Annotated in this window: 15 protein-coding genes; 2 read left to right on the plus strand and 13 right to left on the minus strand. The window is 46.8% G+C overall.

Going from position 1 to position 21,296, the window contains the following annotated elements:
- Positions 1-5: 5 nt before the first annotated feature.
- The 6 genes from K1Y79_RS27215 to K1Y79_RS27240 form a co-directional block, all read right to left on the minus strand.
- Complete coding sequence (locus K1Y79_RS27215) at positions 6-2,090, minus strand: TonB-dependent receptor plug domain-containing protein (RefSeq protein ID WP_236059883.1); 2,085 nt, start codon at positions 2,088-2,090, stop codon at positions 6-8.
- Between the two features lie 257 nt (positions 2,091-2,347).
- Positions 2,348-2,665, minus strand: coding sequence for a DUF6686 family protein (locus K1Y79_RS27220; RefSeq protein WP_220253377.1), 318 nt, complete (start codon positions 2,663-2,665; stop codon positions 2,348-2,350).
- A 469-nt stretch (positions 2,666-3,134) separates the two neighbouring features.
- On the minus strand, positions 3,135-4,181 hold the full coding sequence (locus tag K1Y79_RS27225) for a hemin-degrading factor (RefSeq protein ID WP_220253378.1): 1,047 nt from the start codon (positions 4,179-4,181) through the stop codon (positions 3,135-3,137).
- 4 nt (positions 4,182-4,185) lie between these two features.
- Positions 4,186-5,034 carry a heme ABC transporter ATP-binding protein gene (locus K1Y79_RS27230; protein ID WP_220253379.1) on the minus strand — a complete coding sequence of 283 codons (849 nt, stop codon included), beginning with the start codon at positions 5,032-5,034 and terminating at the stop codon, positions 4,186-4,188.
- Positions 5,031-6,089, minus strand: coding sequence for a FecCD family ABC transporter permease (locus K1Y79_RS27235; RefSeq protein WP_220253380.1), 1,059 nt, complete (start codon positions 6,087-6,089; stop codon positions 5,031-5,033). The genes K1Y79_RS27230 and K1Y79_RS27235 overlap by 4 nt, the downstream gene beginning before the upstream one ends.
- 5 nt (positions 6,090-6,094) lie before the next feature.
- Positions 6,095-6,928, minus strand: a complete 834-nt coding sequence (locus tag K1Y79_RS27240) for a heme/hemin ABC transporter substrate-binding protein (RefSeq protein WP_236059885.1) — start codon at positions 6,926-6,928, stop codon at positions 6,095-6,097.
- A 498-nt stretch (positions 6,929-7,426) separates the two neighbouring features.
- Between K1Y79_RS27240 and K1Y79_RS27245 the strand changes: the two genes are divergently transcribed.
- On the plus strand, positions 7,427-7,678 hold the full coding sequence (locus tag K1Y79_RS27245) for a hypothetical protein (RefSeq protein WP_220253381.1): 252 nt from the start codon (positions 7,427-7,429) through the stop codon (positions 7,676-7,678).
- A gap of 8 nt (positions 7,679-7,686) precedes the next feature.
- On the opposite strand, the gene K1Y79_RS27250 is transcribed toward K1Y79_RS27245, so the two are convergent.
- From K1Y79_RS27250 to K1Y79_RS27265, 4 genes are all read right to left on the minus strand, one after another.
- Positions 7,687-8,553: a DUF4249 domain-containing protein gene (locus K1Y79_RS27250; protein ID WP_220253382.1), complete on the minus strand. Its 867-nt coding sequence runs from the start codon at positions 8,551-8,553 to the stop codon at positions 7,687-7,689.
- A 9-nt stretch (positions 8,554-8,562) separates the two neighbouring features.
- Positions 8,563-11,196, minus strand: a complete 2,634-nt coding sequence (locus tag K1Y79_RS27255; RefSeq protein ID WP_220253383.1) for a carboxypeptidase-like regulatory domain-containing protein — start codon at positions 11,194-11,196, stop codon at positions 8,563-8,565.
- A 29-nt stretch (positions 11,197-11,225) separates the two neighbouring features.
- Positions 11,226-12,170 (minus strand): FecR domain-containing protein, encoded by a 945-nt coding sequence (locus K1Y79_RS27260; RefSeq protein WP_220253384.1) that lies wholly within the window; start codon positions 12,168-12,170, stop codon positions 11,226-11,228.
- Between the two features lie 113 nt (positions 12,171-12,283).
- The gene (locus K1Y79_RS27265) at positions 12,284-12,796 is read right to left on the minus strand and encodes an RNA polymerase sigma-70 factor (protein WP_220253385.1); all 513 of its coding nucleotides are present in this window, start codon (positions 12,794-12,796) and stop codon (positions 12,284-12,286) included.
- 150 nt (positions 12,797-12,946) lie between these two features.
- Here K1Y79_RS27265 and K1Y79_RS27270 point away from each other — a divergent pair, with 150 nt between their 5' ends.
- Entirely contained in the window at positions 12,947-13,972 is a 1,026-nt protein-coding gene (locus K1Y79_RS27270; RefSeq protein ID WP_220253386.1) for a quinone-dependent dihydroorotate dehydrogenase, read from the plus strand.
- A 293-nt stretch (positions 13,973-14,265) separates the two neighbouring features.
- Here the strand turns inward: K1Y79_RS27270 and K1Y79_RS27275 are convergent, their stop codons facing one another.
- The 3 genes from K1Y79_RS27275 to K1Y79_RS27285 are packed head-to-tail and all read right to left on the minus strand — an operon-like array spanning position 14,266 to position 21,191.
- Entirely contained in the window at positions 14,266-16,266 is a 2,001-nt protein-coding gene (locus K1Y79_RS27275) for a glycoside hydrolase family 127 protein (protein ID WP_220253387.1), read from the minus strand.
- 10 nt (positions 16,267-16,276) lie between these two features.
- Entirely contained in the window at positions 16,277-17,893 is a 1,617-nt protein-coding gene (locus tag K1Y79_RS27280; protein WP_220253388.1) for a RagB/SusD family nutrient uptake outer membrane protein, read from the minus strand.
- A gap of 19 nt (positions 17,894-17,912) precedes the next feature.
- Positions 17,913-21,191 (minus strand): SusC/RagA family TonB-linked outer membrane protein, encoded by a 3,279-nt coding sequence (locus K1Y79_RS27285; RefSeq protein WP_236059886.1) that lies wholly within the window; start codon positions 21,189-21,191, stop codon positions 17,913-17,915.
- Positions 21,192-21,296 lie beyond the last annotated feature (105 nt).

Below are 21,296 nucleotides of genomic sequence, written 5' to 3' on the forward strand. Positions count from 1 at the left end.
AATAGTTATTTGTTTCTGTTCCAGTTAAAGCTTAACCCAAGGAAGTAGGATCTGCCATACCACATAGGTAACACGCCTCCGGTAGTGTGTGCTTGTCCGCTGGTGAGTGTTGAGTTATTAATATTCGTATTATCAAAGAGGTTTCTCACACCTGCATTTACGATGAGATACCTGGTAATATTTTTAGTAGCCGTGAGGTCCGCCTGATGGAATGCCTGTGTTCTGATCTCATGTACAAATGCCGGCGCAGCGGTAGTAGTGACTTCTTCGTATGCGGGTCTCTCTCCGTTGAACTTATAGGATAGATTCAGCGCAGCGCCTAACTTTCTGAAGCGGTAAGTAATATTTGCATTCACTTCAGGCGTCCAGGTAAACTGTGGCGTTGGATTTGTCTTATTGTAGGTTTCATCATCAGCAAACTGATTGTACCGGGCGATATAGGAAAAGCCGGCGTTTACTTCCAGATTTTTCCAGTTCAGTAATGTGCTGATGGTTCCGCCGGTAGTCTTAAACTTACTGATATTGACATACGTAGAGGTATCTGAACCGTTGATGGTGGCGAGATCGATCCTGTCATTGAAGTCATTGTAGAAACCAGTAGCTGTTACACCCACTTTGACAGGGCCTTTCTGTATAGCCTGCCAGCTTACAGAGCCGGTGACGCTGTTGGAGTATTCTGCTTTCAGCTCGTTGTTACCTTTGATAGAATGACTGGCATCAAAGAAGTAAAAATATAGCTCTCTGAGTGCAGGCGCGCGGAAACCATGGGCATATGATAGTCGCAGATCGAGGTCATTGCGAAGCGCAAACTTTGTATTGATGGATGGTATTACCGGAGGTGCATCATATACAGAGTTTTCGCTTAACCGCACACCTGGTCTGATATTCAACCAATGCACCGGTTTAATCTCTGCAGAGAGAAATGCGGAGTAATCAGTGATATGCGGCGTACCCAGAATACGTTGTCCGGCAGAACCATCACGACGGTATTCCACACCTGGCTGGAAAGACCATACTGGTGACAGATTATACTGAGCTGTTGCTCTGAAGAAGAGTGTATTGAACTTGGATACATCTTGCGCACCGGCATCCGGGGCAAGTACTTCCGAGTTATTAGTGAAGTCTTTGATAGTAGTACGCGTGACACGCTTATAATCCTGATAAGAGGCAGTTGCATTTACGCTTAGATCCTTATTCAGCTGCCACACTGCCTGCGCCTGATGTGTATAGCGGTCAGTGGTATACTGCTGATCAGTAGCCTTACCATTATCATAGTTGATGTCACCACGGCTGAGAATATCTTCTTTGAGATAATCCAATCGATACCATACTTTCAGTTGTTTGTTACTGTATCCAAAGGAGCCATTGGCGACCAACTGATCTTTAGGTTTCCATGCTTTCCTGCGTCCGGTAAGGGAATCGCTCCATCCACCAAAATCATTTCTGGTGATACCAGCACCGGCGAAGAAGCCTTTATGTCCCCATTGTATGCCGATATTCGCATTATGCGAGCCCTCTCCACTAAGGAAATTATACTCTTTACCAACAGTTTCTTCCTGTATGCGCGCAGTAACAGAAAGTTGATCTTTACCCTGGTATTTCTTCGTGATGATGTTGATTACACCGGCCAATGCATCTGTACCATATACGACTGACATCGGACCTTCGACTATCTCTATTCTTTCGATAGTGTTAACATCTATCTGGGAAAGACTTTGCCGGGTGCTCCCTCTATCAACCAGTGGTACACCATCCAGTAATATCTTCACATTCGTACCTGACATACCCATCACTTCCACATCCGTTTCACCAAGTGTAGCATCATTGGAGAAGCGTATCCCCAGCTGGTTATCGAGCACACCGAGTACATTAGTAGCGCCGCGCAACTGAATATATTCGCTTGAAATAGTTCTGACCTGATATACAGATTGTTTCAGGGATTGCGGTGCATACTGACCGGTTATCACTACATCTCGCAGATGTATTGAATCAGCTATAGCATTGACCGTCGCTGTCTTTTCCCCGGACTGCGCCCATGCACTATTACACAAGGCAATAGACAGTCCGAACACAATGAATTGTGACCTCATAAAGTATAGTAGCATTGACCCCTAAAAGTTATCAAATGAAAATTCCTGTCGTGATATTCACAATGAATACAACAACCCTGACAGGCATATACCGGTTAAAAAAATAATGCTATAGTACTATACAAGCTGCGGCGGAGATTGCAGTAATCGTATAATACCGGATTTCTGGCGGAGTAAATAATGCATGCAAGGTAAGCATGCGGCGAACAAATGCGTTTATCTATTCAGGAAAAAGATTTACGCGAAAAGGAAAAATGCTATCGGATCAGATCGTAGACCTGTTGCAGCAGGATGGCCTCATTCATAGCTTCTTTCATATCAAGCCATTCCTGCAGGTTAAAAGTAAAGCTGATATCTCTGCATGGAGAATGTACAATGATTCTTTCTTCACCATCCGGAAAGGTAACGCTGCAATCATAGAAATCCTGTTGCTGCATTGTTTCATAAAACAACTGGAAGTCCTGCGGAGTGAAGTTCAGCAACAGATTATTATGCCATATATAGACTGTCTGGCAATTTGCGCAATGACTGATATGCGCGTTATTCTTGTTACACAATGGTCTGATCGAGCACATAAAGATTGTTTAAAGGGTGGGTGTTGCCATCTGTATCGCCAGGCAGTGTAAACACTGCCGGCAATGGCAGACATACATCACGGATAAAGGGTTTTCGAGGATGGTATAAATATCTTTTGGAGCTGACAAACAACAAATGAGTTCAGCATAAAATTTAAATATCAAATACTCTTTTGCACAGATCAAAAGTAGCATGTTGTGCACAGTGTACATGCTCGAAAGAGGAAAACGATTTACAAAAAAGGGAAAAACAATCCGGCTTGTCATAGTAGTAATGATGCAGATATTAATAGGAAGCAGCCGGCATTAGCGGTGACGAAAACTGATGAGTAGGGAACAGGAAAAGAGGCGCTCAGAACTGAAGCGCCTCTCATATGAAGGAAACAATAAATGATCTTTGTGATAGTTTATCAGGCCATCAGCAGCATACCTTGCAATAGGTGAATGGCTGATTGCTTGCTGGTAACTGCTAATTATTTGTTCTGATTTTCCGGGCCAGTTCTTTCCATTCACTTAACTCCGGACTGCCAGGTTTACGTTTGCCAAAGAACTGAGCGATCATTTCACCAGCGGCGTCGAATACTTCGAGTGAAGTAACGATACCATCAGCAGAGGGTTTTTCCACGATCCAGCTTTGGGCAATGGCATCTGTTCTTAGATGTAGGTTGAAGTCTTCATCCATGACATTGATCCAATTTGGTATTTCAAGGATCTTCTCCACAGGGCCGGTGTGGATTTCGATGTTACCGGGGTTGCCGACGAACACCATTATTTCCAGGCCGGTAGCAGCAGCACCGTTGAGTAAAGTCTTAACACAATCTGCGCCGACCGGGTAAGTGAATTTACCAGCTGCGAGCTTGAGTGCGCCTGTCCTTGACAGCTTGTGTTTCATCAGCAGCGGGAAGAAGTCGTGTGTATCCTGCAGGGCAGCCCAACCTTCGAGGAAGGCAGTGGTATCTGCCTGCGCATCATTATATACAGTTGCAGCGGGCGCAGGAGCTGCTGTGATGGCAGCTGGCTGTTCTATGGCAGAGAAATCAGTGATTACTTTCTCCCATGCAGCAGCGTGCGTTTGTTCTAATGCAAATATTTTCATGATGGCGTGGCCTTGGGCATCAAAGATCTGGATAGATTTCTTGAAGCCGATAGTATCGTCGTTATCTAAGGCGAAGGCATACTTCCAGCGGGAGAAGAACATACGCAGGTCAATATCTTTTCCTAATACAGTACCGACGTGTTTGTTTTCTGTATTGATGATTTCAAAGATGCCTTTTCGTTCTATCACACAATGCTCATTGCGGGTCAGCACCATTACTTTACCTAGTGCGGGCATTGCCTGTATAAGCGCTGGGAAGTCGTTGGTAAGGTGTTTAACAGTATTTCCGGTGCAGGCAGCAACCAGTTCACCTTCACTTACCTGCAGCTGTGCAGCTGCATCACGGATTCTTGTTTTAGGTTGCTGAGTACGGAAGTTCAGCCATTGTTCTTTCAATGCAGGAGTCGCAGTTGCATTCATTGGATTACAATACGTTTATTGCCTCTTCGGCAGGTGATTTAAATAGGCCGTCGGCAGCGGCGGTTACCACCAGCGGATAATGACAGTGCGGGTGTTCGAGTACGGCAACATCCACACCGAAACAGTTTTTAATGTGAGCGGGCGTCAGTATTTCTTCTACGGAGCCTTGTGCATATATCGTACCGTCTTTTAGCAGTAACAGCCTGCTGGCGAAGGCTGCCGCCAGTTGAAAATCATGTAGTACAGCTACTACCAGCACCCCGCTGGCGGCAAGCGTAGTAGCCAGTTGCAGGGATAATTGCTGATGAAGTATATCCATACCGGTTACAGGTTCGTCTAATAGCAGCATTTTCTTTCCGGCGTAATCAGTAGTATGCAGATCGGGCGCTTCGAGTAATTGAGCCAGCACTCTGGCCATCTGCACACGTTGTTTTTGTCCGCCGGATAGTGTCGGATATGTTCTATCCCGCAGGTTCCACACCTGCATGGTTTTTAAGGCATAGGTGACGATTTCTTTATCCAGAGAAGAGAGGTGTGTGCTGTATACGAAACGGCCCATATTCGCCACCTCTGCCACCGTAAAGGCCTGATTCAGGGTCAGCTGTTGAGACAATACAGCTCTTGTGCTGGCTTGCGCAGCTACGGGCATAGACTTCAGTTCATTGCCTGCCAGCAGCACATGTCCCTGGTAGTGCATATGCTCTCCTGCTATGACCTTGAGCAGGGTAGACTTACCAGCGCCATTGGCACCCATGATTACGCATAGTTCTCCGGCAGCAGCATCCATACTTATATTTCGCAGGATCTGTGCTTTTCCCAGGGAAAGTGATATATCATTTACATGCAGCATCATGCCAGTAGAGTCCTTTTTTCTTTAATAATCAGCCAGAGGAAGAATGGTCCACCTATAACAGCCGTGATAATACCAACAGGCAGTTCAGTAGGAGCTACGATGGTACGGCACAGCAGATCGGCGATGGTTAGCAGCACAGCGCCTGACAGTGCAGCGCCGGGTATCAGTATCCTGTTATCAGGACCGGCTATTTGTCTTACAATATGAGGAACGATCAATCCGATAAACCCGATGATACCGGCAGCAGCCACGCCGGCAGCGACAGCCATGGTAGCCAGTACGATCAGTAAGGCTTTGAGCCGGGGTACGCGTACGCCGCTATGCATTGCTTCTCTTTCTCCGAGGGCCAGCAGATTTAGAGCCGGAGCGAGGCGGGGCAGTAATATCATCGGAATGATGATAAATGGAGCGACACCGGCTACTGTGTACCAGTTAGCGCCACCCAGACTACCTAATGACCAGAAAGTGATACTACGTAACTGCTGGTCATTGGACAGATAGGTCATCATACCTGTGACTGACTCACATAGGGCCCTTACAGCAATACCAGCCAGTAAGAGCGTAGATATTACTGCTTGTCCGCCGGAACGTGCAATGCGAAAGATGAGCAGCGTAGTAATGATCGCGCCAGCAAATGCAGCGAGGTTCAGTGCATAATAGTTTAATACAGGAGTATGCTCAAAAGCGAGCAGCTGGTTTTGTACCATGATCATGACAACGGCCGCCATAGATGCTCCGGAGCTGACGCCTATTAATCCGGGATCTGCCAATGGATTACGGAACAGTCCCTGAAGAGAGGCACCTGCAAGTCCGAGGCCAGCCCCTATGAGTACGCTGAGTACTACTCTGGGCAGGCGGATCATCCAGAGTACGCCGGGCATATTTTCTTCGTAGGCTACCGGCAGGTGTATGCCGGCTTTGTCGAGCAGAATAGCCAGCACCTGTAGAGGAGACATGTGCATAGCGCCGGTACCTGTGGCCAGCAGTATTACGATGAGAAGCAGTATGCTGAGGATGGTAATACTGCTGATACGTTTTATATTGGATACATTCATTTGACTTAGTTCAGCTTCGCAGACAGTTCCTGCACGGCCTGAATCACGCGTGGTCCGAAACCGGTCAGCAACTGCCCATCCATAGTAATCACTTTCTTCTGTTTACCTGCATTCGTCTGGGCTACACCCTGTACTTTCAGCAGGCCATCCACGCCACCCATGCTTTTCAGACCGTCGTCAAACATCAGGATGACATCGGGGTTAGCGGTTACGAGCGCTTCCGGCGTAAGAGGTTTAAAATCTTTGAAGCCATTGGCAGCATTCTGTGCACCTGCGAGGGCAATGATTTTGTCAAGCGGTGTTTCTTTACCGGCCACCATCATGGTGCCGGCACCGCGTGCGTAGATGAACAGCACCTTTTTCTGGTGGGCCGCAACGTGCAGGGTTTTCTGTTCTTTTTCGAGTTGTTTTACCAGTGCAGCGCCTTTGTCCGGAACGTTCAGAGCAGCGGCAACGTCAGTGATCAGTTTTTTAGTACCGGCAATGGAGAAGTCTTGTTTCATCTGCACGGTTTTTACACCTACACCTTTGAACTGGTCGATGACTGCAGGCTGAATAAAATTATCAGTAGCCAGGATCAGGTCGGGCTGTAGGGCAAGTACTGGTTCGGCAGAAATATTACGGTTGTGTCCTACTTTAGGTACCTGCTTCATAGCGGCAGGATAGGTACTTGTCACATCTACGCCTACCAATGATTTTTCAAATCCCAGTGCACATACAATCTCAGTAACAGCGCCGTTGAGCGAAACGATACGTTTCTGGGCACTAACGTTCAGTACTGCCAGCAGGCAGGCAGCGAAGGATACGATCATTACACGTACCCGCATATGATTCATCATAAGTTTTGAATAAATAAGGATGATTAAAATTCCTGGAAGAAAATTAATGGTTGACCCTACCCGGGGTTTGGGCCAACCATCGCTTACCGTAAGCATTTTTACTCCGCCATGCTCAGGCAAGATCTTAGCATAAGTTATCAGGTGCGGGACCCGGAGAAGTACGGTATGGACATAGGATATCCGTTACGGAACTTCACAGTTTCCCGGCATAGTTTTACCAGTATGAAAAAATAAGTATGAATTGCTGGCAGTCAAGAAATGATATAAGGATATATCAGAAATGGACTGACAGGTGCGGCGGAGTAATTGAGTGGTGTAAAATTATGTCACAGAAATGTAACAAACTAATCGAATCGGGAAAATTTTATGACAATCTTTACGCAAAAGGAAATATCTATGACATTCAATATTTCTTCAGGAAGTTGGGTGAAGGGCTAAACTAAATAGTTTCCCCTGTTGTTGTTTATATATTACCTATCACCGGAAAAATTAATACCCATGGATTGGGATGAAATACTAAATCCATTATCGCCATACTATCAGAGTGCGATGCAGGAGCAACAGCAACTTGTGAATCTGCAGGACGGCCTGATATCTGCCTCTAAAGAGCTGATGTCGTCCATATATCCTCAGATCTACCACCTGGAATCTGCAGGTTACACCGAACTTGAAAACACCATTATTTCGGAATGTGTGAAGCTATCGTGTAAACTCAACGATATCATACTGAAATACCAGATAGAGAAGTGACATTGTTGTTATTCTACTGCAAATGAAAGCACCCTGGCGTTCACTCCTGCTATGATACCGTATCCGTTCGTTACATTGGAATAGATATCCACCGGCTGCAGGGAAAATTCGAGCCTGTTTTCCAGTCGTTGTGCAAAGGTATTATCCAGGTATTTATAGGCGCTTTCTGTCAGATTGCTGACTTCTACCATCATGTAGGAAGCGGTTACCTGTTTATTTGTCTGTAGTACAAACTGTACTTCTTTACCGCTGATCCGGTCATCTTTCAGCAACACTTCGCTATAGTAGGTATTGCCGATCACATCGAAGAAGTTGTTATTAAAGGAGGGATCGAGTCGGAATTTTACGGTATCCCGTTTCATAGGTGTGACGATACCATTGACAGTATCGGCGTTGTACACGCGTATTCTGTAATAGTTTCTTTCGGCTGCATTATCCCGCAGGGTAAACCTTACCCTGTTGGCAGTTTTTTGTGCAAACGCGTCACTGATCTCAGGATGTCCGGGAGTACTATCTGCCGCCAGCACACTGGTCAGACCGTCATATGCCACTCTTACGGCATACTGTTTACCTGCCTGGGCGAATGCCTGAGACACGTAATACCCCTTCCCGTTGATCACTTTCCATACCGGCGCAGGCAGTCTTTTCCCATTCTCCAGCAGGGTAATGTCTGCTCCTTTTATTTCGGGAAACTGAAGGTTCTGGTATTCCTTTACGGGCTTACTCCTGGTAATTCTGAAATATATCAGGCTATCGGGCTGGATCAGGCTATTCAGCACGATCTTGTCTCCCTGATAAGGTATATCAATCCTGGATTCCTTGCGGCAGGCCGTGAAGGCAATGACTAATACGGCAATATTTATTAAAGGACGCATACGGTTCATTTAGAATTTAATTGCATAAGTCACACTTGGCAGGATGGGAAGAATGCTGACCTGTGCCAGATACCGTTCCTGTTTCTGCCTGTCGGTGTCGATCGAATAATAGAATGGGTTTTGCTGATTATAGGCGTTGTATAAACTGAAAGTCCAGCTTTTTGTCCACAGCTTCTTCTTTTTAGTATAAGTAGCGCTTACATCCAGCCTATGCATGGGGGCGGTGCGGTACTTGTTCCTTTCTCCGAGATGATCGAGGATCGGGTCATTTTCCGGCGGATCGTAAGGGGAAGGTTCGCCTATACCTTCGTAGCTGGCGGTGGGCAATGTGAGGGGCCTGCCGCTGGCATATTCCCAGTTGGCAGACAGCTCCCAGTGTTTACCCAGCTTCTGGGTAATGACGATTTCCAGGTCATGACGACGGTCGTAATTGTAAGGGAAGGTCTTTCCGTTATTGACACTGGGGAAGGTTCTGTCAGACCAGGCCAGGGTATATCCGATCCATCCACGGGTAGTACCCTTCTTCTTTTCCAGCATCAGTTCACCACCGTAGCTACGTCCTTTGCCTACATCCACAATCTCGTCCCAGTCTCTGCCCGCCCCGGTGAAGGAAGCAGCTTCACCCTTATACTCGATGACATGGTCCATGGTTTTATAGTAGGTTTCCAGTGACAGGGCATACATGCCATATCTGCTTGTCTTGGAGATACCAAAGGAACCCTGGCGGGAGAACATTGGTTTCACGCTACCTGAAGACGGTACCCATAGGTCTGTAGGCAGGTTAGCCCCGTTATTGCTCAGCAGATGCAGGTATTGGTTCATATGTGTGTAGGAACCTTTTAGTACCCATCGGCGTGGCAACTGGTAACGCGCGCCTAACCTGGGCTGGATGGAACTGTAAAAGCGGCCATCTACCAGGAAGCTTGAAGCATGTATGCCCAGGTTCAGCCAGAGATTATGTAATGCATGCCATTCATCTTCACCATATAGCAGCAGCTCTTGTCCAATAGTGGATACATCCCCATAGGTAGTATCCACGGCAGGTTGTCCTTTACCATTATCCTGGAATACAGATACACCCGGAGTAAAGATGTGGGTAATGGCACCCGTACCGAATTTGATGGTATGCTTTGGCTGTGGTCTGTATTCAAAATCAATCTTACCAACTGCATTCTGGATACGCGAGTAGTATTTTCCTGACAATACAGCGGTATCGGGTGAATTGACAGGCTTGTAATTATACTTGTAATCTGTAGAGAAGTAGTACTGCGAATAGTTGCCTGTAACATTGGCAAACATCTTTGGTCCGAATACATGGTTCCATCGGAGCGTGCTGGTATAATTTCCCCAGAGGAAATTAGAGCGGCTATCACCATAGTAACCAGTGTTTGAGCCGGTATTCTCCTGTTTCTCTTCCCACCTGACACTAAGTTTATCTTGTCCGACGTAAGCGCTGAGGTATAGACGGTCGCGGGGTGAGAAGATGTGGTTGACTTTCAGGTTAGCGTCGTAAAAATATACGTAGGCTTTGCTGTCCGTGTTCTCTGCGGATGTATTAAGGATAATGTCATTCAACGTTCCCGCGTGAGAGCGACGGGCAGACACGAGGAAGGAGGTTTGGCCCTTTTTAATCGGACCTTCCACCATTGCTTTGGCAGCAATGAGGCCAATAGCCGCCTCACCATGATATTGCTGCATATCGCCATCTTTGAGAGAGATATCCACGATGGAGGAGAGTCTGCCCCCATAGCGGGCGGGAAATGCACCTTTATAGAAATCGGCGTTCTTCACGATATCCGGATTGAATACAGAGAAGATCCCAAAGAGGTGAGACACGTTAAAGATCGGCGTACCATCCAGCAGTATCAGGTTTTGATCGGGGCTACCACCGCGTACATACAGTGCCCCTGCGCCTTCTAGCCCGCCGGAAACACCCGGCAGCGCAACGATTGTACGCATAACGTCTGCTTCTCCCAGCAGGCGTGGCATGGATTTGATAGCAGCAGCAGATACATTTAACCGGTTAAAGTTGAGATGTTCTGCATGCTGGCGGCTGGAATCTACCACAACTATTTCCGGCAGGCTGCTACGCGGCTGTAAGGGGATAATGACCGGTGCTTTTTCGCTTTTACGGACAGGTAATCTGCCGGTTTCGTAGCCAATATAGGAGAAGAACAGTCCGGCGCTGTCGTGGGGAAGCGTGATACTGAAGAAGCCGAACTGATTGGTAGTGGTCCCTATCTGTAATGTCGGAGAGTAGACAGTTGCGCCGATCAGCTTTTCGCCTGAGCGGGCATCCTGTACATAACCACTGACGGTATAGGTCGGCGTGTTCCTGACCGTCAGGACAATCTGATCGCCAATTCGTGCGAAGTGAATGTTGAAAGGAGAAAAAATTTCCTCCAGGGCTTTCTTCAGAGGTTTGTTCTGAACATTTACGTTCACAGACGGAGTGAGATCAACAATGTTACGGCTATAGGAAAAATGGATGCCATATTGTTTTTCGAGTATTACACATACCGTTTCCAGCGGCTGGTCTGTTACGACTACGCTGACTCTGGTGCGCCAATCCCATTCTGACGCCTGCACAGTAATGCTGATCAGGAGCATCCCCAGCAGGAATCTACCAAACAGTGACATCATTCTTTTTAATGTTGTAAATATTATTCATTTTACTTCTTTAGTGCCATTCCGGTGGCTTCTTTATGCACAGTAGCATTGGTCATAAATGCGAGCGATGCCAGTATATTTTCGGCAGTTTCACCGGTAAAGGTGGCAGTCACCGGTAGTAGCAGCAAGGTGCTATCTGCCGAGAGGTGTATATTATAAATCAGACTGACGGTCTGTAATACTTCTGACAGCGGAGTATCGGTAAATACCAGCTGTCTGGTAGCGGCATTTGTTACGTGCGACGCTATGCGGAAGGGTGCCTTATCCTGCTGTTGTTCCAGGATCATACCGGCAGATAATATCACACTATCTTTGATACTACTGTCAGTGACCATCACTTCCCCGGTATCTACATGTATCCGCAGGGGGCCATCTTTACCAGCTGCTTCGACGGTGAAGCGGGTACCCAGCACTTTTATAGTTCTTTCACCCAATGTTACTATAAACGGCTGAGCGGCGTCCGGCGTTACAGTGAACAGGGCTTTTCCTTCCAGTGTGACCTTGCGCCGGCCTTTTGCGAAACCAGCTTGTACCAGTAGCAGGGCTTTTTCTTCCAGCTGCACTGTAGAGCCATCTTTGAGGTGGGCTATTACGGGACCGGCATATCGTTGCATTCTATTGCTACGGGCAGCGAGCCACCATAGACCTGTTCCCGCAGCAATGAGCAGTACGGCGGCAGCCATCCACCAGCTACGTCTTTTATGTACAGCGATAGGACCGCCCATCCTGGAGCTGAGAGACTGCCAGGCGCGTTCCGTATCGTCAAAGGACACCTGGATGGCAGGCGTATCCTTCAGCAATTTTTCCAGGGAAGCCAGGAGGGCCGGGTGGTCAGGGCCGCTTTTCAGCCATTCTTCTACCCATTGGCGCTCAGTCGCATCTGCCTCACCAAGCACGTATTTACATAGCAAGGCATATAATGCCTCATCAGCATATAGTTTAGTCATTAAACAGTTTGTAGTATTTTAAACAGATCAAGGCAGCCAAAGCAGACCTTTCTTGTACCGTAACAGGACGCAGGTTAGCAGAATTTCCCCCTATGATAGGAGTAAAAATTTCATTATAAGAACAAGATGAGGGGCAGGTAGTCTTTCAGCTCCTTATGCATAATCTTTAGTGCTTTCCCCATCTGGTTTTCCACTGTCTTCACCGAAATATTCATTACAGCAGCAATTTCATGGTATTTCAATTGCTGTTGACGGCTGAGTATAAATACTTCCCGGCAACGTTCGGGTAGCAGTTCCAGGGCCTGCTGATAGCGCCGTTCCAATTCCCATACAGGAGACTGTACATGAATATCTGCCTCCCGCAGGTGACCGGCTGCCTGCTCCTTTTGCTGTCTGACCGTTTCTTTCCTCCAGTTACTGATAGCAGTATTGCGTATAGCAGCTAACAGGTAGGACCGGGTAGCCCCGGTGATATCTATCACCGCTCTCTTCTCCCACAGCCGCAGGAATACCTGCTGCACCACTTCCTCTGCCTCGTGTACATTACCAGTGTAATGAACGGCAAAGGCGAGACAAGCGGCATGGTGTGCTCTAAAGATATCTTCAAATGTTTGGCGGTCCAGCATTGTTCAAAAGCGGTGTAAAGATATAATATATACCTGGTTTTGCTGTGTTATCACCTGACTATCATTCTATACAGGATTTTCAGTAGTACTTTATTCCTAACCCAGAGCAGTCTATCTGTTATTGGTTAACTTATTTATCTTTGTGCCCGCATGTACAATCTTATTAAGAAAATACTCTTCCGCTTTCCTCCGGAAAGCATTCATTACCAGGTGATGAACGGCCTGCAGATTATGCATAAGCTTCCCCTGGGAAAGAATATCCTCCACTCTTTCTGTCAGCCGAAACGACAGGGACTGGAAAGGCAATTATGGGGACTGACCTTTAAAAACCCGGTTGGACTAGCCGCCGGTTTTGACAAGGATGCCCGTTTCACAGACGAACTGGCCAGCCTGGGCTTCGGTTTTGTGGAAATCGGGACTGTCACCCCGGTGTCTCAGCCAGGTAATGACCAGCCGCGCCTCTTCCGCCTGCCGGCAGATAAAGCGCTGATCAACCGTATGGGTTTCAACAACGGGGGTGCTATCGCAGCGGCCAAACGCCTGCAGAAGAGGAAGTCAGATATCATTATCGGTGGGAATATCGGTAAGAACAAAATCACACCTAACGAAGAAGCTATCAGCGACTATGAGAAATGCTTTCACGCACTGTTTGACGTGGTAGATTACTTCGTGGTGAATGTTAGTTCCCCAAATACGCCTAACCTGCGTGCTTTACAGGAAAAAGAACCACTGAAACAATTACTGCATCACCTGCAGACACTGAATAACCAGAAGACAAAACCAAAGCCGATCCTGCTCAAAATAGCTCCGGATCTGACTGTCAGTCAGCTGGATGACATCATTGAAATCATACAGGAGACTAAACTGGCGGGTATTGTAGCAACTAATACAACAATTGACCGGTCTAACCTTAAAACACCAGCAGCCGACGTAGAAGCGATCGGCGCGGGAGGACTCAGCGGGCTACCTGTAAAAGAGAAAGCGACAGAGGTAATCAGGTATATTCACAAACAAACCAACGGAACTGTACCTATTATAGCGGTGGGCGGTATCTTCACCGCCGCTGACGCACAAGAGAAACTGGACGCAGGCGCATCGCTTGTACAGGTATATACAGGCTTCATATATGAGGGACCAGCTATTGTAAAGAAGATCTGCGAAGGACTTAAAAGTTAGTAATAAAGTAACAGGACGGGGTGCTGCAGCAGCAATGGAAGCGCGTACGATGACCGGTTGGCGAACATGTAAGATCCAATCAGCGCAGATGTAAGCCACGACAACGGTAAGCATGGGCAATGACATAAGATAACTTGGTCTACAGGTATAACAACTGGTAGCATTTATTACAAAAAGAAAAGAGGTGTTTCTTAGTAAGAAACGCCTCTTTTCTTTTTATAATCTGCGTATACTACATTCATACTTAAGCATCCGACTGCATTGTAGTCTTAAACAGTACCACTCACTGATACCTAGTTACTCAGCAACTCAACGTCTTTGAGCTTAGCAGGAAACCATACATTCATCTCACCCTCACCTCTGTTAGCCCATGCATAATATGGGATCAGCGTTACCTGTTTGCTGGTAGTAGAGACTTGCTGCTGCTGCTGATCGACGTTAATACTCTTACCTTGACCTTTCAGTACGACTACGCCGTTAAACAAGTCTTTTCTTAGCTCGGGCTGGAGTACAGCCGGGAGTAACAAGTTACTGGTACGGCCGTCATTATCTTTCCATTCAGCGCAATAGATTAAGGGACCGCGTTGGATAGCCACTTTACCAATATCGTCTTTCACCTTATTGTCAGCAACGACCTGTTTGGTTTCCATAGGCAGTTGCATTTCTACGTTATCCTTCTTGCTCCACTTCCTTTTGATAACAGCATATCCCTGTTCCAGCTGATAATTTACAGGCTGACCGTTCACTTTGATGATCACCTGCTGCTGGTCTTTATCTGCAAACTGGTATAAGCCACCAGGAATTGCCTCCTCCCTGGCCCATCCAGGAACGCGCAATTTCAATGTAAACTCAGTCGCAGATGATGGCTCAATGCTAAAGCGCAAGTCTCCTGCCCAGGGATAATTATTGGTTTGTACAATCTTAACTTTCTGTTTCTCTACCTGTAAATTAGCTGTGCTGCTGACAAAGAGGTTCACATATACCTCTCGTGCCTTCTGAGCATAAATATATCCGGGTAATGAGGGCAGGAAGCGGGCCATATTAGTCGGGCAACAGGAACATTCAAACCATCCTGAACGGGTAGGCTCCTGGCTATGATGATGTACACCATTTCTGATCTGCATAGCATTGGTATAGAAGAAAGTTTTCCCATCCAGTCCGACACCTGATATCAGACCATTATACAATACCTTTTCCAACATATCAATATACCTGGCATCGCCATGTAACTGGAACATGCGTTCGTTCCAGAAGGCGTTGCCGATAGCGGCACAGGTCTCGTTATAGGCGGTTGCATTAGGCAGTTCATAGTTCTCTCCGAAGCGTTCTCCTTCAGGAATAGCGCCGATACCTCCCTGGACATATATCTTTTTGGTAGCCATATTATCCCATATCCGGTCAATGGCATGGAGGTAGGCAGTATCGCCTTCCAGGGCAGCTACATCCGCCATGGCAGCATACAGATACATGGCTCTTACAGCATGTCCGACTGCTTCTGATTGCTGAACTACAGGTGCCTGATCCTGCCAGTACTTACCATTCTCCCACTGATTTCTACTCTTCGGATTATATTGGCGTTTCCCTCTTTCATCAATAAAGAACCTGGCCAGTTGCAGGTATTCCTTTTTACCAGTGATGCGGTACAGGCGTACCAGTCCCATTTCAACCACTTCGTGGCCAGGTGCAACGCCTCTCTTTCCAGGGCCGAATGTCTTTACCAGCAGATCGGCATTCTTCAAGGCAATGTCCAGGAAGTTACGCTTGCCAGTAGCAAGGAAGTGCGCACTGGCAGCCTCGAACATATGTCCGGAGTTATACAACTCATGACTCAGTTCATGCTCTCTTACCCAGCGCTCAGCGCCTGACCACTCATGCGGATGAGCAGGATCTATTGTGCGGGCGGTATACAAGTAACCATCCGGTTCTTGCGCTTTGCCAACAATAGTGACCAGTGAATCGACATACGCATCCATCTTTTTATCCGGCGTTACAGCCATAGAGTATGCAGCGCCTTCTATCGTCTTATAGATATCCGTATCGTCAAAAGGGAACTTTGTACAGAACTTACCTTCTCTGGCAGCGGCCATATCAAAGTTCTTCACACGACCTGTACTTTCGCATCTCGCAAAAGACGCCGGGATAGTTACTGCGTGATTGACCCGGATGCGTGGCAGCCAGAAGCTGTCTGTTAACTTCACAGCAGTAAAATCTACACCCCTCACAGGATAGTCGGCCTGCTGTGCACACAATGGCAATGTATACAGCAGCGCTAATGTCAGCAATTGTTTCTTCATAAACTTTATATTAATAACCAGTATTCTGTTGCAGATTTCCGTTCTTATTGATTTCAATACGTGGTATGGGGAATAGGGTACGATAGTCTCCATTGGGCGAATGAGAGAACCAGGCTTTCTTTGTAAATACTTTGAAGCGGATAAGGTCCTGTCTGCGACGGTTTTCCTGGTTAAACTCCCAACCCAGTTCATCAAGGAAACGACCGTATTGAATGTTAGCGCCGCCTTCCTTGGTTTCTGACAAATGGTTACGTAAACCATAATCATAGGAACTACCTTTCATGAGGTCTGCGCCGGTTACCAGTGCCTTTTCAGGATGTTCGGTAAAGTTGCGTTGTCTTACCTGGGTAACCAGTGCAGCTGCTGCGCCGGCATTACCATTACGTAACAGGGATTCTGCCTTCATCATCAAAATATCTGCATATCTGAACAATGGCCAGTCATTGCTGAGCTGAACATTCGCCTTCTGTTTGAACTCAAATTTACCCAGGCGGAAACCATGTATTTCTTCTGAAAGGTCTATCCCGGGAACTTCATTAACAAATGCCAGCGGCTTACCTGTATAAGCGCCCATAGTACAGTTCAGCGGCTCGCCGGCAGCACTGTATTGCTGACCTTTGATCCAGTTGTCACGATAGCGGGCATCATCAGTATCGAAGGTGTTTATAAACTGGGGAATGGCACAGATACCGCCCCAGGGGGTGGACTTAAGGTTATAGGTAGCCTGATTAGCAGGTTGTAATGTCTGCATATGAATATCGAAAGCATTCCAGTCAGTAACGTATGTCTCATCAAAAGGTAGTGCAAAGATGATCTCTTTCGAGTTCTCATTATCCGTTACAAATACACTACGCTGTACAGGCTCCAGTATAAACCCTTTTCCTGAGTTAATGACGGCATCGCAGGCCGTGATACACTCATCCCAAGCGGCAGTACCGGTATACACTTCAGCATTCAGATACATCTTAGCTAATAAGGTATAAGCAGCCCACTGATTAAATTTACCGTAGGTAGTTCTGTCATTCTTATCGCTTAACAGAGCAATGTTATCCTTTATTTCTTTGATGATGAAGTCATATACTTCCTTGCGAGTACGCTGCTCTGGCAGGAAACCGTCCGGCACATCGAACTGGGTAACAATAGGCACATTGCCATATACATCGCAGAGCACATAGTAGTAGGAAGCACGCAATACCTTGAGTTCAGCCAGGGTTTCTTCTTTACCACTGGTGACAGGTATACTGCCTGATTCGAGCTGATAGATCACCCGGTTACAATTGGTAATGCCGGCAAATGAGCGGCTCCAGGTATTGATAGTCACATCATCATCCGAGGTCCATTTATGCTCATGCAAGCGGCGATAGATACCACCATCCACCCAGCCGTTAGGCCTGGCCGGTACTACCGCTTCATCGGAGGTAGCTTCCTGTATACGGGCATACCCATTCCAGGCATTGAGTACAATACGCCAGTTCACATAAGCAGCACCTACCAATGAAGCAAGATCCTGTGCAGTAGGATCAAATTGCCCGGCTATAATCTGGTTATAACTATCATCTTTCAGTTTGGTACAGCCACACAACATAATGAGCATAGCCAGTAATATCTTTTTTGCAGTTTGTTTCATAACAGTAAGAATTAACGGATCAGAAACTCATGTTTACACCAACAGTAAATGTTCTTACAGAAGGATATTTATCCCGCTCATCGTTGCCGGGGGCTAGTCCCAGCCTGTTTACCTCCGGATCTATTCCCTTATAACCTGTGATCACGAAAGTATTGAGCGTAGAGACATATACTCTTGCTGCATGCAGGTACTTGGATTTCAAATTACGGAAGTTATAGCCGAGGGTAATGTTATCTACCTTCCAGAAATCGCCGTTTTCCACATAGTGGCTGTTAAATTCCAGTGGCATATCCTTGCTTAACACAGCCTTGCCATAAATCTTATCGTAGGCAGATTTGAAGCGGTTGTATTGTTGCAGACCAGTATTCTCGTAGTACATACGCTGGTAGTTCAGTATCTGATAGTCGAATGCGCCGCGCATAGTGATATTCAGATCGAAGTTCTTATACCGGAAGTTGTTATTCCATCCTGCGTAGTACTTTGGCAAACCATTCCCCAATACCCTTTTATCTTCAAACGCATGCTGGTAGTCTTCGTAATTGACAGGCTTTCCATCTCTGCCTTCATAGATCCACTTACCATCGTCTGAGATATCTACTACCTTGAAGCCATAGAAGTCACCAATATCGTCGCCGATATTCACAATATGTGTGAACGTCTGGATAGGTTCTCCTGTACCACCGGTGGTAAAGTAGTTGTTAGTAGCTTTATAGATATTATTGGAAAGACTCAGCAGTTTATTGGTGTTGGTAGAGAAGTTCACACTGCTGTTCCATTCAAAATCTCTTGTCTTGACAGGAATAAAGTTAACCAGTACTTCCAGACCTTTATTCTCCATCTTACCCACATTTGCCCGGGTAGAAGGGTATAAGTTCGGCGGACTAGGCACCTGGTAGTCATATAATAAGCCATTAATACGACGGATATAGTAGTCTACGGTACCACTTACCCTACCCTGGAACATGGAGAAGTCCAGTCCGAAGTTAGACTCATGTTTCTCTTCCCAGCGCAGATCGGCATTGGGGTTCTGTGAAGGTCCGAGCGTCTGTATCCAGACGCCATTGGAATATACATAGCTGCCATAGCTGAGAATAGCTACCCCCAGGAACAGGTCAGTAGGCTGTGTACCGGTAACGCCATAGCCTGCGCGGAGTTTCAGATCATCAAACAGTCGCTGGTCTTTCATGAATGCTTCATTGCTGATGCGCCATCCACCAGAAACAGCGGGGAAGGTACCCCAGGGTTGTTTAGTGCCATATAGCTGGCTGGCAGCTTCATGCCTCAGACTGGCCATCAAGAGGTAACGGTCATCATAGCTATAGGTAGCCCTTCCAAAGAAGCCGATCAGGTTAGTTTCTCTCTTTTCGCTATACTGAGGTGCAAGTCCTTCTTTTAATGCCTGTCCGATACCAATATTGTTGTAGGTAAACCGGTCAGTCGGGAAGTCCCAGTTCTGCATCCAGTTGGTATTGAACTCATTCTCCTGGTAGCTGTAACCACCCAGTAGGGAGAACTTATGTCTGCCGGCGTTTGCGTTATACTGGGCAGTCAGTTCCATCAACCTGTCAATAGACTGTGTACTACCAACGGAAGCATATCCGTTACGGCCATCTCTGAGGGTAGAGATGTGGCGCTTGGTCTCAGAGTACCCTCTATCTTCATTATAACGCGTATAAGAGAACAATGCAGACAGTTTCAGCCCTTCGACAGGCAAGAGTGTCAACGACCCGTTTAAACGCGAATTTTGGGACGTATTACGGCCATCGCTCTCATATAACCTGGACACAGGGTTCTCATAGTTAAACAGCCCTGTTTGCTCATACCAGTTGCCTAATGAGTCACGTACGGGAGAGGTAGGGTTACGAATCATGGCCTGCCGGTAGGTATAACCATTAAAGCTGAAGCCATCACCGGTAGTAGTATACTTATTGTTGGCATTCAGCATACCCAGGTTGATACGCAGCTTATCATCAAGCATACTGTGATTAATATCTATACGACCTGTGAAGGTCCTGTTGTCAGACTTTTTCATAATACCTTCCAGGGAACGGTAATTCACATTGGCGAGGTAGTTAGTCTTGTTATTACCGCCTCGGAAGGTCAGGTTATGTACATGCGTGAGCGGCGTTTGTGAGATTTCCTTTAGCCAGTCGGTATTACCACCCTGATTCCAGGAAGCGTCTCTTATACCATCAGCAATCTGCTTGCGATAGTCATCCGCAGTCAGCATATCCGGCTTGCGGGCTATAGACTGTGTACTTACATAACCGCTGTAGTCCACCGCGTTACTGAAGGCACTGCTTGCCCTGCGGGTAGTGATGATGATTACACCGTTGGTACCTCTGGTACCATAGATAGCAGCAGCAGAACCGTCTTTCAGTACATCTACTGATTCTATATCTTCAGGTGCTACCGTTTTGAGATCACCGGGGATACCGTCTATCAATACCAGCGGATTGGCATTAGCGCCAAGCAGGGTTGTGTTTCCACGCAGTAGTATCTGCGAGCCGCTTGTAGGATCTCCGCTGGGAGTACCAATGGAGAGGCCGGCTACTTTCCCCTGTAACAGCTGACCGGCATCCAGCACATTCCCTTTGACAAAGTTCTCTGATTTCACGGTAGCGACAGCGCTGGTCAGGTCGCCTTTACGCACGCTGCCATAACCGATAACGACTACATCTGCGAGTGAGTTTTCGCTGAGGGCAAGTTGTATATTCAGCTGGCTGCGGCCATTCACCACTACTTCCTGGGTACGGTAACCTATATAGCTGATTTGCAGTGTATCAGCTTCATTCTTTGCTTCGAGAGAGAACACCCCTTTATCATTGGTCATAGTACCTACGCGGGATGATTTTACTACTACACTTACACCTGGCAGGGGCTGTCCCTTTTCATCAGTTACAATACCGGTAATTACTTTGGCCATACCTGCAGGAACAGGTATACCGGCTACAGCGGCCTGCATGGCAGCAGATACAGGCTTCTTTTTGATAATGATATAATGACCATCCTGTACATACACGAGTTCATTGGGCAGCAGGATAGCATCCAGCAGGTCTTTAAGGGACTGCTTTTTACCTTCCAGTGCGGGTGTAGGGATGGTGCTGGCTAATGTACCATCAACAATAAAATAGAAGGGTGCCTGTGTTTCTATACGCTTCAGGACTTTATCCAGTTTGCCTTCTTTGGCGTTCAGCTGCAGCATTACGGTACTGAGATCCTGTCCGCTGGAGGGACGGGCCATCAGCAGTAATGTGGTTGTGCAGAGCACCATCATTATCATAATCACAGTACGCATCAGCTTAAATAAGAGATCTGGTAAACAATATATCTGACGGGATGGGCGCATAGGCATCCCTGACAAAATACCGGAGTATTTCATATCTTTAAATGCATTTTGTAT

It is taken from the genome of Chitinophaga rhizophila (assembly GCF_019492185.1).
Classification (GTDB): Bacteria; Bacteroidota; Bacteroidia; order Chitinophagales; family Chitinophagaceae; genus Chitinophaga; species Chitinophaga rhizophila.